Annotated in this window: 17 protein-coding genes (1 of these 17 running past the window's edge); 7 read left to right on the forward strand and 10 right to left on the reverse strand. The window is 64.0% G+C overall.

The window, feature by feature from the left end; genetic code table 11:
* The 3 genes from trpD (at position 1) to HU772_RS02265 (ending at position 2,752) form a co-directional block, all read left to right on the forward strand.
* Positions 1 to 1,050 (forward strand): anthranilate phosphoribosyltransferase, encoded by a 1,050-nt coding sequence (trpD, locus tag HU772_RS02255; protein ID WP_186653222.1) that lies wholly within the window; start codon positions 1 to 3, stop codon positions 1,048 to 1,050.
* Positions 1,047 to 1,880: an indole-3-glycerol phosphate synthase TrpC gene (gene trpC, locus HU772_RS02260; RefSeq protein WP_186653220.1), complete on the forward strand. Its 834-nt coding sequence runs from the start codon at positions 1,047 to 1,049 to the stop codon at positions 1,878 to 1,880. Before trpD ends, trpC begins: the two co-directional genes overlap by 4 nt.
* A gap of 167 nt (positions 1,881 to 2,047) precedes the next feature.
* Entirely contained in the window at positions 2,048 to 2,752 is a 705-nt protein-coding gene (locus HU772_RS02265) for a lipoate--protein ligase family protein (protein WP_186653218.1), read from the forward strand.
* On the opposite strand, the gene crp is transcribed toward HU772_RS02265, so the two are convergent.
* Positions 2,749 to 3,393 carry a cAMP-activated global transcriptional regulator CRP gene (gene crp, locus HU772_RS02270; RefSeq protein WP_134689785.1) on the reverse strand — a complete coding sequence of 215 codons (645 nt, stop codon included), beginning with the start codon at positions 3,391 to 3,393 and terminating at the stop codon, positions 2,749 to 2,751. The genes HU772_RS02265 and crp overlap by 4 nt on opposite strands.
* Before the next feature lie 190 nt (positions 3,394 to 3,583).
* Between crp and HU772_RS02275 the strand changes: the two genes are divergently transcribed.
* Entirely contained in the window at positions 3,584 to 4,006 is a 423-nt protein-coding gene (locus HU772_RS02275; RefSeq protein ID WP_004376171.1) for an OsmC family protein, read from the forward strand.
* A gap of 20 nt (positions 4,007 to 4,026) precedes the next feature.
* Here HU772_RS02275 and HU772_RS02280 read toward each other — a convergent pair whose 3' ends face one another.
* The 7 genes from HU772_RS02280 to hemJ form a co-directional block, all read right to left on the reverse strand.
* On the reverse strand, positions 4,027 to 4,452 hold the full coding sequence (locus tag HU772_RS02280; protein ID WP_225923091.1) for a hypothetical protein: 426 nt from the start codon (positions 4,450 to 4,452) through the stop codon (positions 4,027 to 4,029).
* Between the two features lie 2 nt (positions 4,453 to 4,454).
* Positions 4,455 to 5,492 carry a DUF2157 domain-containing protein gene (locus tag HU772_RS02285; protein WP_186653216.1) on the reverse strand — a complete coding sequence of 346 codons (1,038 nt, stop codon included), beginning with the start codon at positions 5,490 to 5,492 and terminating at the stop codon, positions 4,455 to 4,457.
* Between the two features lie 10 nt (positions 5,493 to 5,502).
* On the reverse strand, positions 5,503 to 6,150 hold the full coding sequence (coq7, locus tag HU772_RS02290; RefSeq protein ID WP_134689782.1) for a 2-polyprenyl-3-methyl-6-methoxy-1,4-benzoquinone monooxygenase: 648 nt from the start codon (positions 6,148 to 6,150) through the stop codon (positions 5,503 to 5,505).
* A gap of 66 nt (positions 6,151 to 6,216) precedes the next feature.
* Complete coding sequence (locus HU772_RS02295; protein WP_186653214.1) at positions 6,217 to 6,555, reverse strand: histidine triad nucleotide-binding protein; 339 nt, start codon at positions 6,553 to 6,555, stop codon at positions 6,217 to 6,219.
* 64 nt (positions 6,556 to 6,619) lie between these two features.
* Entirely contained in the window at positions 6,620 to 7,402 is a 783-nt protein-coding gene (locus tag HU772_RS02300; protein WP_186653211.1) for an SDR family NAD(P)-dependent oxidoreductase, read from the reverse strand.
* Positions 7,403 to 7,453: 51 nt separating this feature from the next.
* Positions 7,454 to 8,407, reverse strand: a complete 954-nt coding sequence (locus HU772_RS02305) for an NAD(P)H-dependent flavin oxidoreductase (RefSeq protein WP_186653208.1) — start codon at positions 8,405 to 8,407, stop codon at positions 7,454 to 7,456.
* Positions 8,408 to 8,438: 31 nt separating this feature from the next.
* Complete coding sequence (gene hemJ, locus HU772_RS02310; protein ID WP_134689778.1) at positions 8,439 to 8,864, reverse strand: protoporphyrinogen oxidase HemJ; 426 nt, start codon at positions 8,862 to 8,864, stop codon at positions 8,439 to 8,441.
* A gap of 140 nt (positions 8,865 to 9,004) precedes the next feature.
* Between hemJ and argC the strand changes: the two genes are divergently transcribed.
* Complete coding sequence (gene argC, locus HU772_RS02315; protein ID WP_186653204.1) at positions 9,005 to 10,039, forward strand: N-acetyl-gamma-glutamyl-phosphate reductase; 1,035 nt, start codon at positions 9,005 to 9,007, stop codon at positions 10,037 to 10,039.
* A 166-nt stretch (positions 10,040 to 10,205) separates the two neighbouring features.
* Positions 10,206 to 10,556 carry an iron-sulfur cluster insertion protein ErpA gene (gene erpA, locus HU772_RS02320; RefSeq protein ID WP_186653201.1) on the forward strand — a complete coding sequence of 117 codons (351 nt, stop codon included), beginning with the start codon at positions 10,206 to 10,208 and terminating at the stop codon, positions 10,554 to 10,556.
* Positions 10,557 to 10,617: 61 nt separating this feature from the next.
* Here the strand turns inward: erpA and HU772_RS02325 are convergent, their stop codons facing one another.
* Positions 10,618 to 11,709, reverse strand: coding sequence for an anhydro-N-acetylmuramic acid kinase (locus HU772_RS02325; protein WP_186653198.1), 1,092 nt, complete (start codon positions 11,707 to 11,709; stop codon positions 10,618 to 10,620).
* Positions 11,710 to 11,713: 4 nt separating this feature from the next.
* A complete protein-coding gene (locus tag HU772_RS02330; protein WP_186653194.1) occupies positions 11,714 to 13,129 on the reverse strand; it encodes a peptidoglycan DD-metalloendopeptidase family protein in 1,416 nt (471 codons plus the stop codon).
* A 222-nt stretch (positions 13,130 to 13,351) separates the two neighbouring features.
* Between HU772_RS02330 and tyrS the strand changes: the two genes are divergently transcribed.
* Positions 13,352 to 13,437: the beginning of a tyrosine--tRNA ligase gene (tyrS, locus tag HU772_RS02335; protein ID WP_186653191.1), read on the forward strand. Its footprint extends 1,114 nt past the window's final position; 86 of the gene's 1,200 nt are visible here — the first part of the coding sequence; its start codon is at positions 13,352 to 13,354; its stop codon lies off the right edge, out of view.

Below are 13,437 nucleotides of genomic sequence, written 5' to 3' on the forward strand. Positions count from 1 at the left end.
ATGGAGATCAAGACCGCATTGAGCCGCATCGTCGGCCACCTGGACCTGAGCACCGAGGAAATGCGCGACGTCATGCGCCAGATCATGACCGGCCAATGCAGCGAGGCGCAGATCGGCGCCTTCCTGATGGGCATGCGCATGAAGAGCGAGAGCATCGACGAGATCGTCGGCGCGGTGTCGGTAATGCGTGAGCTGGCCGACAAGGTCGAGCTCAAGACCCTCGACGGCGTGGTCGATATCGTCGGTACCGGCGGCGACGGCGCCAACATTTTCAACGTGTCCACAGCCTCGGCGTTCGTCATCGCCGCGGCCGGTTGCACCGTGGCCAAGCACGGCAACCGCGCGGTGTCCGGCAAGAGCGGCAGCGCCGACCTGCTGGAAGCCGCCGGTATCTACCTGAACCTGACCCCGGTGCAGGTCGCCCGCTGCATCGACAGCCTGGGTATCGGCTTCATGTTCGCCCAGACCCACCACAGTGCCATGAAGCACGCCGCCGGCCCGCGTCGCGAGCTGGGGTTGCGTACCCTGTTCAACATGCTGGGCCCGCTTACGAATCCGGCCGGTGTGAAGCATCAGGTGGTCGGGGTGTTCACCCAGGCCCTGTGCCGCCCCTTGGCCGAAGTGCTGCAGCGCCTGGGCAGCAAGCATGTGCTGGTGGTGCATTCGAAGGACGGCCTGGACGAGTTCAGCCTGGCCGCGCCGACCTTCGTCGCGGAACTGAAGAATGACCAGATCACCGAGTACTGGGTCGAGCCCGAAGACCTCGGCATGAAGAGCCAGAGCCTGCACGGCCTGGCGGTCGAGAACCCGCAGGCATCGTTGGAATTGATCCGCGACGCACTGGGCCGGCGCAAGACCGAGAACGGCCAGAAGGCCGCCGAGATGATCGTGCTCAACGCCGGCGCCGCGCTTTATGCCGCCGATCACGCCATGACCCTGGCCCAGGGCGTGGAACTGGCCCACGATGTGCTGCACACCGGGCTGGCCTGGGAAAAACTGCAGGAGCTGGGCGCTTTTACCGCGGTATTCAAGGTGGAGAACGAAGCATGAGCGTGCCGACCGTGCTGGAAAGAATCATCGCCCGCAAGTTCCAGGAAGTGGCCGAGCGCAGCGCGCGCGTCAGCCTTGGCGAACTGGAGCGTCTGGCCAAGGCCGCCGATGCGCCGCGTGGATTTGCCAATGCGCTGATCGAGCAGGCCAAGCGCAAGAAGCCGGCGGTCATCGCTGAAATCAAGAAGGCCTCGCCGAGCAAGGGCGTGATCCGCGAAAACTTCGTACCGGCGGATATCGCCGTCAGTTACGAAAAGGGCGGGGCGACCTGCCTGTCGGTACTCACCGACGTGGACTACTTCCAGGGTGCCGACATCTACTTGCAGCAGGCCCGCGCCGCGGTGTCGCTGCCGGTGATCCGCAAGGACTTCATGGTCGATCCGTACCAGATCGTCGAGGCCCGCGCCCTGGGGGCCGACTGCGTGCTGTTGATCGTCTCGGCGCTGGACGACGTGAAGATGGCCGAGCTGGCGGCCACCGCCAAGGACGTTGGCCTCGATGTGCTGGTCGAAGTGCATGACGGCGATGAGCTGGAGCGCGCCTTGAAGACCCTCGACACACCGTTGGTCGGGGTCAACAACCGCAACCTGCACACCTTCGAGGTCAGCCTCGAGACTACCCTTGACCTGCTACCGCGCATTCCGCGCGATCGCTTGGCCATCACCGAGAGCGGCATCCTCAACCGTGCCGATGTCGAGCTGATGGAAATCAACGAGGTCTACTCGTTCCTGGTAGGCGAAGCGTTTATGCGCGCCGAGCAGCCGGGGTTGGAGCTGCAGCGGTTGTTCTTCCCCGAACAGGTGAAGAAGACCGTTCAGCAACTGGACTGATTTAAACGAAGCCGGCTTATTGCCGGCTTTTTTGTATGCTGGCGCCGGCCCTTTCGCGGGTAAACCCGCTCCCACAGATTCTGCACACTCCTTGAGGGCAGCAGAAATTCTGTGGGAGCGGGTTTACCCGCGAAGAGGCCCGAAAAAACAATATCGAAGGTGGATCAATGACCGATCAACCCCTGGCCCTAACCGTCGAGCAGGGCCTGCACGCCGAACAGGAGCTGCTGGCCGCCGTCTGCCGTGGCGAGCGCGAGGCCGGCGTGCTGTTCTGGCGCCCGACCGACCACGCCCTGGTCATGCCGCGGCGCATGAGCCGGCTGGACAATTTCGAGGCCGCCTGCGCCGAACTGGCCATCGCTGGCTGGCCGGTGCTGCTGCGTGAGACCGGGGGCGAACCGGTGCCACAGTCCCATGCCACGGTGAACATCGCCCTGGTGTACGTGGCGCCCCGCAGCGAAGGTGACCATGGCCGCATTGAAAACGCCTACGAACGGCTGTGCCTGCCACTGTGCGATGTCTTGCGCGAGTGGGGCGGTGTGGCCTCGGTGGGGGAGATCGATGGCGCGTTCTGCGATGGTCGCTACAACGTCAACCTCAACGGCCGCAAACTGGTCGGCACGGCCCAGCGCTGGCGCCAGGGCCTGGGCGGCAAGCGCCCGGTGGTGCTGGTGCATGGCGCGCTGCTGCTGGACAACGAGCGCGAGTCGATGGTCGCCGCGGTCAACCGGTTCAACGAGTGCTGCGAACTCGAGCAGCGCTGCCGTGCCGACAGCCACATTGCCCTGCATGAAGTGACCCCGGCAGTACCCTGGTTCGAACGCTTGAGCCAGGCGTATGCCGAGGTGATCGCGGCGTTGCCGAAGGACTAACGGGTGCCGTAGACCACCATGGTCTTGCCCTTCACCTGCACCAGGCTGCGCTCCTCGAGGTCCTTGAGGACGCGGCCGACCATTTCCCGCGAACAGCCGACGATGCGCCCGATCTCCTGGCGGGTGATCTTGATCTGCATGCCGTCGGGATGGGTCATGGCGTCGGGCTGCTTGCACAGGTCGAGCAGGCAGCGGGCGACACGCCCGGTGACATCGAAGAACGCCAGGTCACCGACCTTGCGCGTGGTGTTGCGCAGGCGCTGGGCCATCTGGCTGCCCAGGGCGTAGAGGATTTCCGGATCTTGCCGTGCCAGCTCGCGAAACTTGTCGTAGCTGATCTCGGCTACTTCGCATTCGCTCTTGGCGCGCACCCAGGCACTGCGTTGCTGTTCCTGGCCAGCCGGTTCGAACAGGCCCAGCTCGCCGAAGAAGTCGCCGCTGTTGAGGTAGGCGATGATCATTTCGTGACCGTCGTCGTCCTCGATCAGGATGGTCACCGAGCCCTTGACGATGAACGACAGCGTTTCGGCCCGGTCACCGGCGCAGATGATGCTGCTTTTGGCGGCATAGCGACGGCGTTGGCAGTGGGCCAGCAGCTTGTCGATGTTCTTGATCTTGGGTGGCAGGGCTGAGGAGACCATCACGAAATCCTGTTCGATGCGACGCATTGGCTTTTTATATAGATCGTCTGGCGGCAAGCGCCAGTCATTTGGCGCCAGCTTATCAGACACTTCACCCTGCATCGGCACAAAAGCTCCACGGCTTGAGCTTTTCCGACGGCGTCGCAAGGTCTAAGCTGACACCCTTTTACGTATTTGGGAGTCCGGATAGATGAAGGCACGCATCCAGTGGGCCGGTGAAGCGATGTTCCTCGGCGAGTCGGGGAGCGGCCATGTCGTGGTCATGGACGGCCCGCCCGAAGCCGGAGGCCGCAACCTCGGTGTGCGCCCGATGGAAATGCTGCTGCTGGGCCTGGGCGGTTGCAGCAGTTTCGATGTGGTAAGCATTCTGAAGAAGTCGCGCCAGGCGGTGGAAAGCTGCGAAGCCTTCCTCGAGGCCGAGCGTGCCAGTGAAGACCCGAAGGTGTTCACCAAGATCCACATGAACTTCGTGGTCAAAGGACGCGGGCTGAAAGAGGCCCAGGTCAAGCGCGCGGTGGAACTGTCGGCCGAGAAGTACTGTTCGGCGTCGATCATGCTCGAGCGTGCCGGTGTGGAGATCACCCACGGCTACGAGATCGTCGAACTGGGCTGAGTCCTGCGGGCGCCTGTTTGTCAGGCGCCTTGCTCGAACCATCGTTCTGTCGCGACCAGCATGGAGAGCCCGGGCAGCAGTGCAAGCATCAGCCAAGGCGTATTCACGCCGAGCAGCAACAGTATCTCGGTGCCGCTCCAGGTGCTGCCGAAGCACTCGGCAAACAGCAGGCACTGCAGCCAAGCGTTCAGCATGCCAATCAGGACGAAGGTGGCGATGATGTTCCTTCGTTTCTTGGCAAGGGCGCCGATCAGTAGGAACAGCAGCAGCCCAGGCACGGTGAGCAAAACAAGCTCTACAGTGCTGTTGCTGTTGGGGTCGACGAGTTCGGGCAGGGCCAGGCTGAAGTCGGCATCCCGGATGCCTGCGCTCATCAGGCAGATGAACAGATAAGCGCCCAGCACCAGTCCCGGGGCTTGCAGCAGCCGTCGCATGATCAGCTGCATGTTCAGCGGTGCAGGGCTGGCAGCCAATCCCGCAGGCTGGCAGGTATTCTTGCGCGAAGGCGCTCGCTCAAGGCTTCGCGGTTTTTCTGGTACAGCACGCCCAGGCCAATGACGCCCAGGCCGATTACCGTCAGTACCACTGGGAACAGCAGCGAGTCGGCGAACACTTCGTACGACAGGTAGCCGAGATAAGCCGCCACCCCCATCGCCCCGAACACCATGAACACCGGCCGACGCAGCAGCACGGCCAGGCCCATCAGCCCCAGGTTGATCAGGCAGTACAGGAACTTGCCCCACTCGCTGCCGCTGTCGAGCAAGGTCAGCCCGCCCCAGAACGCCGCCAGCCCGGCGAGATAGCCCCAGAAGGCATAGTCACGCTCGGTGCGTCCGTCGATCACGACGAATACCAGCAGCAGGCCCAGGCCGAACCACAGCGACACCGTGCGGCGTTGCTCCCAGCTGAACAGCTCACCGTAGAACCATTCACTCAGATCCATGGACATGAACCAGAGTGCCACGGCGATCGGCATGACGATGAAGGGGAAGGGGACGAGCCGCAGCATCAGCAGGCCGGCAAGTACCGTCGCCGCTTCCATCGCCAGCCAACCGCCCTGCACGTAGGTGTAGTACTGGTGATAGTCACCCTGGGCATCATCCAGCGGCCACCAGCCGGCCAATCGCTCGATGGCGAATACCGCCAGCGGCACGATGCTCACCGCCACGGCGGCCAGCACCCCGGCGGCGATAGGTTGGCCGCGGCGCTGCAAAGACAGGGCGAACAGAGTGATGCCGCCGATATAGACCAGGGCGATGGTCAGCAGCGCGCCGTCGCCGAGGGTCATCCAGGCTTCGGTGAGCAGCCAGCCCATGGCGCCCATGATCAGCAGCGCCCCGAAGTAGAAGGCGACATGGGCCAGTTGGAAGCTGCCGCCGCTTTGCGGTTGGCGGCGCAGGAAGTCCAGCAGGGCCTGGTCCTGGCCGGGCTGCAGGATGCCTGCGCCTACGGCGCGTGCCAGGTCCCTGGCGTCGAAGCGTTCCATCGGGTGTACCTCAGATGCGGTAGGTGCTCTTGGTCATGACCTTGGCCAGCAGGCTCATGCCAAAGCGCACTGGTGCCGGGAAGCGATAACCACCGGCCTCGAGGGCGGATTCGGCATGATGCTCCTCGTCGACGCGCATCTGTTCGAGAATCGCCCGGGACTTGCCGTCGCTTTCAGGGATCTGCTCCAGATGTTCGTCCAGGTGCTTGCACACCTGATGCTCAGTGGCCGCGACGAAACCCAGGCTGACCTTGTCGCTGACCAGGCCGGCGAGGGCGCCGATGCCGAACGACATGCCATAGAACAGGGGATTGAGCACGCTGGGGTGGCTGTTGAGTTGGCGGATGCGTTGTTCGCACCAGGCCAGGTGGTCGATTTCTTCTTCTGCCGCATGCTCCATGGCCTTGCGCACCTGGGGCAGCTTGGCGGTCAGGGCCTGGCCTTGGTACAGCGCCTGGGCGCAGACTTCGCCGGTATGGTTGATGCGCATCAGGCCGGCGACATGGCGGGCCTGTTGCTCGTCTAACTCGGCGTCCGGCTGGACGATGGCCGGCGAGGGGCGGGCGGGTTGGCCGCTGAAGGGCAGCAAGGTGCGCATGGCGGTATCGGCCTGCAGCAACAAGCGGTCGAGCGGCGAGTAGTGACGTTCGGTAGCCATCGGGCACCTCCGCTGAAGTGATGCCCGACAGTCTACCTCAATCGCCCGGGTGGAGCTTGCCTTGGGTCAGCCCGGCGGCCAGTTCATCTGACGCTGGCCAAGCACGTGCATGTGGATGTGGTAGACGGTCTGGCCGCCTTTCGGATTGCAGTTCATGACCACGCGGAAGCCTTCCTCGCAGCCCTGCTCGACGGCCAGGCGCTGGGCGGTGAACAGGATGTGGCCAGCCAGGGCCTTGTCCTCTTCGGTCAGGTCGTTGAGGGTAGCAATGTGTTTTTTGGGGATGACCAGGAAATGGACCGGCGCCGCGGGGGCGATGTCCTTGAACGCGAGGATTTGCTCGTCTTCGTAGATGATATCCGCCGGGATTTCCCGGTTGATGATTTTGAGGAATAGATCGTCCACAGCACGTGCTCCATGGTGAGTGTCGGGGCTGAGTGTACTGAGCCCGCCGTCGCTCGCCCAGTGCCTATTCCATGCCCTGGGGGCAGTAACGGCGGTGGATCGCTCCGGCCAGCTTGCGCGTCAGCCAGCGTGGCAGCAGGCGCGGGGCGAAGGCCAGCCAGCGGTTGCCGCGCCCAGGCAAGATCAGCGCGCGGTTCTTGTCCAGTGCGCGCACGGTGTAAAGGGCGATTTCCTCCGGGCTCGGGCAGCGCTTGTCGCCGGCAAGTCGCGGGATGCGCCGCCGCGACGAACGCACCGGCCCCGGGCACAGCACCGAAACCTTGATCCCGGTGCGCCGCAGCTCTTCGCGCAGGGCTTCGGAAAAACTCAGCACATAGGCCTTGCTGGCGGCATAGGCGGCCATCCACGGCCCGGGAGCGACACCGGCCAGGCCGGCGACATTGAGGATCTGCCCGCCGCCCTGGATCGCCATCAGGTTGCCGATGGCGTGGCACAGCCGGCTCAGGGCCAGGATGTTGACCTCCAGCAGGTCCTGCTCGTCGGCCCATTCATGGGCCAGGAACGGCCCATAGGTGCGCTGCCCGGCGCAGTTGACCAGCAGGTCGATGCGGCGTTCGCCTTCCTCCAGCTCGAGGACGAAGCCCGAGAGACGTAACGGCTGGCTGAGGTCGCAGGCGCGGAACAGCACCTCGACGCCGAAGCGCTGGGTCAGTTCGATGGCTACCGGCTCCAGCGTCTCGCGCTGGCGCGCCACCAGGATCAAGTTGCGCCCGCGCCGTGCCAGAGCCTCCGCCAGGGCCAGGCCCAGGCCGCTGGAAGCACCGGTGATCATGGCGTAACGGGTCATGCAAGGCTCCTGGGGCGTGAGGGGCGCCTAGTGTACAGCCTGGCCGCTTTGCTACAAGACGTTGCTGCTTAGCTGCTGGGTACGCTCCAGTGCCGCGCGGTATTCGCCGCTCAGGCGCTCGATCAGCTCGGTGACGCTGGGCAGGTCGTTGATTTCGCCGACCCCCTGGCCTGCCGACCAGATCGTCTTCCAGGCCTTGGCCTCGTCGCCGATCGGCTTGAGTTTACCGGCTTCGTGGCCGCCCTTGAGCGCCGCCTGGTCGTAGCCGGCCTGTTCCAGGCTCTGGCGCAGGAAACTCGCGGGAATGCCGGAGACTGCCGGGGTCAGCACTACATCGGCGGCCTTGGCACCGAGGATCATCTGTTTGTAGGCTTCCTGGGCTTGGCTTTCGCGGGTGGCGATCAGACGCGTGCCCATGTAGCCGAGGTCGGCGCCCAGTATCTGGGCGGCCAGTAGCTCATGGCCGTGGTTGAGGCAGCCCGACAGCAGCACGGTCTTGTCGAAGAACTGGCGGATTTCGGCCAGCAGGGCCAGCGGGCTCCAGCTGCCGGCGTGGCCGCCGGCACCCGCCGCCACGGCGATCAGGCCGTCGACGCCGGCCTCCGCGGCTTTTTCCGCGTGGCGGCGGGTGGTCACATCATGGAACACCAGGCCGCCATAGCCGTGCACGGCATCGACCACTTCCTTCACCGCGCCCAGGCTGGTGATGACGATCGGTACCCGATGCTCGACGCACAGCGCCAGATCGGCCTGCAGGCGCGGGTTGGTCGGGTGCACGATCAGGTTCACGGCGTAAGGCGCTGGTTGGTCCAGTTGCGCCAAGCCTGCCTCGATCTCTTCGAGCCAGGCCTTGAAGCCAGCACTGTCGCGCTGGTTGAGGGCCGGGAAACTGCCGACCACGCCATTGGCGCAACAGGCCAGTACCAGCTCGGGGTTGGAGATCAGGAACATCGGCGCCGCCACCAGGGGCAGGCGCAGATGTTGTAGCGACACGGGCAGGGACATGGTGAAACTCCTTGTGAATGAGGGGCTACCCTTAGAACGGCTTGACCACCACCAAAATTGCGATGCCCAGCAGAATCAACACCGGGGCTTCGTTGAACCAGCGATAGTAGACGTGGCTGCGGGTGTTGGTGCCGGCGGCGAAGCGTTTGCGCTGGGCGCCGCACATGTGATGGTAAACGGTAAGCACGGCCACCAGGGTCAGCTTGGCGTGCAGCCAGCCTTGGCTGAGCCAGCCCGGGTTGAGGTACAGCATCCAGCCACCGAACACGTAGGTGGCGATCATTGCCGGATTCATGATGCCGCGGTACAGCTTGCGTTCCATGGTGATGAAACGCTCCAGGCTGATGCTGTCCTGGCTCTGGGCGTGGTAGACGAACAGGCGTGGCAGGTAGAACAGGCCGGCGAACCAGCACACCACGCTGACGATATGCAGCGCCTTGATCCATAGATAAAGCATGGAGGAATCCTTCAGGTTTTCACGGTCGTCAGATAGTAGAGGCCAAGGGCCCGAAGGGTCATCCGAAGAGTTGTTACAGACGCCTGGCGCCCCTATTATCGTGCGCTTTCCAGTGGTCTCGTTGATAAGGGGCAAGTGTCATGATCAAGGTCGGTATCGTCGGCGGCACGGGATACACCGGTGTCGAACTTCTGCGTCTGCTGGCGCAGCACCCACAGGCCGAGGTGGCGGTGATCACCTCGCGTTCCGAAGCGGGCGTGGCGGTTGCCGACATGTACCCGAACCTGCGCGGCCACTACGACGGCCTGGCCTTCAGTGTGCCGGACAGCAAGGCCCTCGCCGCCTGCGACGTGGTGTTCTTCGCCACGCCTCATGGCGTGGCCCATGCCCTGGCGGGCGAGCTGCTGGCGGCCGGGACCAAGGTCATCGACCTGTCGGCCGACTTCCGTCTGCAGGACGCCGCCGAGTGGGGCAAGTGGTACGGCCAGCCGCACGGTGCGCCTGAGTTGCTCAAGGATGCGGTCTACGGTCTGCCGGAGGTGAACCGCGAGAAGATTCGTCAGGCGCGCCTGATTGCCGTGCCGGGCTGCTATCCGACCGCCACCCAGCTGGGTTTGCTGCCGCTGCTGGAGGCGGGCCTGGCCGATCCGTCGCGGTTGATCGCGGACTGTAAGTCGGGCGTCAGCGGTGCCGGGCGTGGCGCAGCGGTAGGTTCGCTGTTCTGCGAAGCCGGCGAGAGCATGAAGGCTTACGCGGTCAAAGGTCATCGCCACTTGCCGGAAATCAGCCAGGGTCTGCGTATGGCTGCAGGCAAGGATATCGGCCTGACCTTCGTGCCGCACTTGACCCCGATGATCCGCGGCATCCACGCGACTCTTTACGCTACGGTCGCTGATACCTCCGTCGACCTGCAGGCGTTGTTCGAAAAGCGCTACGCTAATGAACCGTTCGTCGACGTGATGCCGGCCGGCAGCCATCCGGAAACCCGTAGCGTGCGTGGTGCCAACGTCTGCCGTATCGCCGTGCACCGGCCGCAGGGCGGTGACTTGGTGGTGGTGCTGTCGGTGATCGACAACCTGGTCAAGGGCGCGTCGGGCCAGGCGCTGCAGAACCTCAACATCCTGTTCGGCCTCGACGAGCGCATGGGCTTGTCCCACGCCGGCCTGCTGCCTTAAGAGCGGCGGTGAGCTGCAAGGCTCAAGCTGCAAGTGATCGTGTTGCGATTGGCTTGCAGCTTGTAGCTTGCCACTTGCAGCTTTCGTATTGTTGACCGATTTTCTCGGACAAGCGGATAATACCCGCCATCGAGTTTTATGGCGGCATTGCGCCGGGAGAATCAACATGAGCGTCGAAACCTTCACCCCCACGGCTTTGGAGTTCACCCCCGGGGCTGCGCACAAGGTCAAGACCTTGGTCAGTGAAGAGGGCAACGATCGGCTGAAGCTGCGGGTGTTCGTGACCGGCGGTGGTTGCTCGGGCTTCCAGTACGGCTTCACCTTCGATGAGGACGTCGCCGACGACGACACCATCGTCGAGCGCGAAGGCGTGGCGTTGGTGGTCGACCCGATGAGCTTCCAGTATCTGGCCGGCGCCGAAGTGGACTACCAGGAAGGCCTGGAAGGTTCGCGTTTCGTCATCAAGAACCCGAACGCCACCACTACCTGCGGTTGCGGTTCGTCGTTCTCGATCTGATCGCTGTACCGTCATGCAAAACGCCGCGCTATTGCGCGGCGTTTTGCATTCTGCGGTTTGCTCAGGCGGGGTAGATTGCGCCGAGGATGCGCAGGCCCTTGGCGGCGGTGACGCTGGGGCGGTTGGCGGGAATGCCTTCCAGGCAGCAATGGGCGAGCCAGGCAAAGGCCATGGCCTCGACCCAGTCGGGGTCCACGCCATGTACGGCGGTGCTGGCGACCTTGGCGCTCGGCAGCAGCGCTGCCAGGCGCGCCATCAAAGCACCGTTGCGCGCGCCTCCGCCACAGACCAGCAGGGCTTCGGTGCTGTCCTGTGCCTGGCGCAGCGAGTCAATGATGCTGTTTGCCGTGAGTTCCAGCAGGGTCGCCTGGACATCTTCGTCAGGGTAGGCCGGAAGGCGTGCCAGATGCGCGTCCAGCCAGGGCAGGTTGAAGACCTCGCGGCCGGTACTCTTCGGGCCGCTACCGGCGAAGAATGGGTCGCTCAGCAAGGCGCTCAGCAAGTCTGGACGGACGCTACCGCTGGCAGCCCAGGTACCGTTGGCGTCGAAAGCCTGGCCCTGCTTGCGTTCGATCCAGGCATCCAGCAGCACGTTCCCCGGGCCGCAGTCGAAACCGTGTACTGGCTGGTCGCGCTCGATCAGGCTCAGGTTGCTGAAGCCGCCGACGTTGAGGACCGCCAGGCGCTCGCCAAGCTGGCCGAACAGCGCTTGGTGAAACGCTGGCACCAAGGGGGCGCCCTGGCCACCAGCCGCAACGTCGCGGCGACGGAAGTCGCCCACCACGCAGACGCCGGTGAGCTCGGCCAACAGCGCCGGGTTGCCGATCTGCACGGTGAAGCCACGGGCAGGCTCATGGCGAACCGTCTGGCCGTGGCTACCGATGGCGCGGATCGCGTCGGGCGCCAGGCCTTGGGTGGCCAGCAGGTGATTGATGCCCTGGGCCGCCAGGGTGGCCCAGCGGTTCTCCGCCAACGCCGCCCGAGCGATCTCGTCGGGGCCGCTGGCGCAAAGACCAAGCAGGTCTTGGCGCAGGTCGGCGGGCATGGGAATGTAGTGGGTGGCGAGCAGCCGGGGCTGCTCGTGCTGTTCGATCAAGGCGATGTCCAGGCCATCGAGGCTGGTCCCGGACATCACTCCCAGATAGAGGGCCATGGGCTCAGCGCTTGTTGGCGGCGAGCAGCGTGGCCTTTTCCTGATCCATGCGGGCGATCAGGGGCTGACTCTGCTGGTTGAAGCGCTGCCGCTCGGCTTTGGCGATCGGGTCGGCCATTGGCACCTTCTGGCTCAATGGATCGACGTGCACGCCGTTGACCTGGAACTCGTAGTGCAGGTGCGGCCCGGTGGACAGGCCGGTGGTGCCGATGTAGCCGATGATCTGGCCCTGCTTGACCGAACTACCGGTTTTGATGCCCTTGGCAAAGCCCTGCATGTGGCCGTACAGCGTCTTGTAGGAGTTGCCGTGGGCGATGATCACGGTGTTGCCGTATCCGCCACGGCGGCCGGCCAGTTCGATGCGACCGTCGCCGGCGGCCTTGATCGGCGTGCCGCGTGGCGCGGCGTAGTCGACGCCCTTGTGCGCGCGGATCTTGTTCAGGATCGGGTGCTTGCGCCCGGCCGAGAAGCGCGAGCTGATGCGAGCGAAGTCCACCGGGGTGCGGATGAACGCCTTGCGCAGGCTGTTGCCGTCGGCGGTGTAGTAGTTGGTGTTGCCTTGCTTGTTGGTGTAGCGCACGGCGGTGTAGGTCTTGCCGCGGTTGGTGAAGCGGGCGGAGAGGATGTTGCCGGTGCCGACCACCTTGCCGTCCATCATCTTCTGCTCGTAGACCACGTCGAACTCGTCGCCAGGGCGGATGTCCTGGGCGAAGTCGATGTCGTAGCCGAGGATGCGGGCCATGTCCATGGTCATGCTGTGGGACAGGCCGGCGCGCTGGGCCGAGGCCGACAGCGAGCTTTTGATCACGCCGTGGGCGTAGGCGGTGCGTACCACGGGCTTGCTGATCTCGCGCTCGAAGCTGAAGCCCTTGTCGGTACGGGTCAGGCGAATGGTCTCGAGGTTGCTGACCTTGCTGTGCAGGCTGGTCAACTGGCCAGCCTTGTCCAGTTCGAACTGCAGCACCTGGCCATGCTTGAGCTGGCTGAACTGCTTGGCCTGTTTGTTGCTGGCCAGCAAGTCGTGGACCACGTTGGCCGGCAGGCCGACCTTGTTGAACAGGGTGGAGAGGGTGTCGCCGCGGGCGACGACCACTTCGCGGTGGCCAGGTGCCTTGTCTTGCGGCTTGGCTGCGGGAGTGGGCGCGGTCTCGGCCTTGGCCGTGTCCGCTTCATCGCCTTCGATCTGGGCGAAAGGCGAGTCGCTGTTCTGCTCGGCCTGCACCAGGGGCGCGGCGCGAGATTCGTCTTTCAGCTGCTCGGCCGGGCTTTCCAGCTCAAGGCTGAGGGTGGTTTTCTTGGCCTCGACTTCGCTGGAAGGAAAGACCAGCAAGGCCAGACTGAGAAGGGCGGCGATGCCGCTGGCGGCCAACAGATGGCTTTTCGGATAAAGCGGGGGCGCTTTAGGCGGTTCGTTGGTCATAGGTAAGGTGACTTTGAAAAGTGAGTGAAAAATGAAATGGAAAAGATGAATGACATGATGAAGATGAAATAACTGTATAAAATATAACCAAATCCACTCTCGCGCAAGGGCGCGTAGACGCCACGGCGCGCCGTTCGGGTCACATTCCATTGCGAAACTTGTATTTGATGGCCGATCTTGTATGGTTGGCTCCCCTTGAATCTGAGCCTTGCGGGTCTGTCTATGAAGTCGGTTGAAGAGCAGCTGGCGCTTATCAAGCGCGGTGCGGAAGAGGTATTGGTCGAGTCGGAACTGGTGGAGAAGCTCAA

Origin of the sequence: Pseudomonas xantholysinigenes (genome assembly GCF_014268885.2) — a bacterium.
GTDB lineage: Bacteria > Pseudomonadota > Gammaproteobacteria > Pseudomonadales > Pseudomonadaceae > Aquipseudomonas > Aquipseudomonas xantholysinigenes.

Excerpts from the sequence above, each read along its gene's own strand:
- trpD (WP_186653222.1), top strand. The coding sequence starts at position 1 with ATGGAGATCAAGACCGCATTGAGCCGCATCGTCGGCCACCTGGACCTG.
- trpC (WP_186653220.1), top strand. The coding sequence starts at position 1,047 with ATGAGCGTGCCGACCGTGCTGGAAAGAATCATCGCCCGCAAGTTCCAG.
- HU772_RS02265 (WP_186653218.1), top strand. The coding sequence starts at position 2,048 with ATGACCGATCAACCCCTGGCCCTAACCGTCGAGCAGGGCCTGCACGCC.
- crp (WP_134689785.1), bottom strand. The coding sequence starts at position 3,393 with ATGGTCTCCTCAGCCCTGCCACCCAAGATCAAGAACATCGACAAGCTG.
- HU772_RS02275 (WP_004376171.1), top strand. The coding sequence starts at position 3,584 with ATGAAGGCACGCATCCAGTGGGCCGGTGAAGCGATGTTCCTCGGCGAG.
- HU772_RS02280 (WP_225923091.1), bottom strand. The coding sequence starts at position 4,452 with ATGCAGCTGATCATGCGACGGCTGCTGCAAGCCCCGGGACTGGTGCTG.
- HU772_RS02285 (WP_186653216.1), bottom strand. The coding sequence starts at position 5,492 with ATGGAACGCTTCGACGCCAGGGACCTGGCACGCGCCGTAGGCGCAGGC.
- coq7 (WP_134689782.1), bottom strand. The coding sequence starts at position 6,150 with ATGGCTACCGAACGTCACTACTCGCCGCTCGACCGCTTGTTGCTGCAG.
- HU772_RS02300 (WP_186653211.1), bottom strand. The coding sequence starts at position 7,402 with ATGACCCGTTACGCCATGATCACCGGTGCTTCCAGCGGCCTGGGCCTG.
- HU772_RS02305 (WP_186653208.1), bottom strand. The coding sequence starts at position 8,407 with ATGTCCCTGCCCGTGTCGCTACAACATCTGCGCCTGCCCCTGGTGGCG.
- hemJ (WP_134689778.1), bottom strand. The coding sequence starts at position 8,864 with ATGCTTTATCTATGGATCAAGGCGCTGCATATCGTCAGCGTGGTGTGC.
- argC (WP_186653204.1), top strand. The coding sequence starts at position 9,005 with ATGATCAAGGTCGGTATCGTCGGCGGCACGGGATACACCGGTGTCGAA.
- erpA (WP_186653201.1), top strand. The coding sequence starts at position 10,206 with ATGAGCGTCGAAACCTTCACCCCCACGGCTTTGGAGTTCACCCCCGGG.
- HU772_RS02325 (WP_186653198.1), bottom strand. The coding sequence starts at position 11,709 with ATGGCCCTCTATCTGGGAGTGATGTCCGGGACCAGCCTCGATGGCCTG.
- HU772_RS02330 (WP_186653194.1), bottom strand. The coding sequence starts at position 13,129 with ATGACCAACGAACCGCCTAAAGCGCCCCCGCTTTATCCGAAAAGCCAT.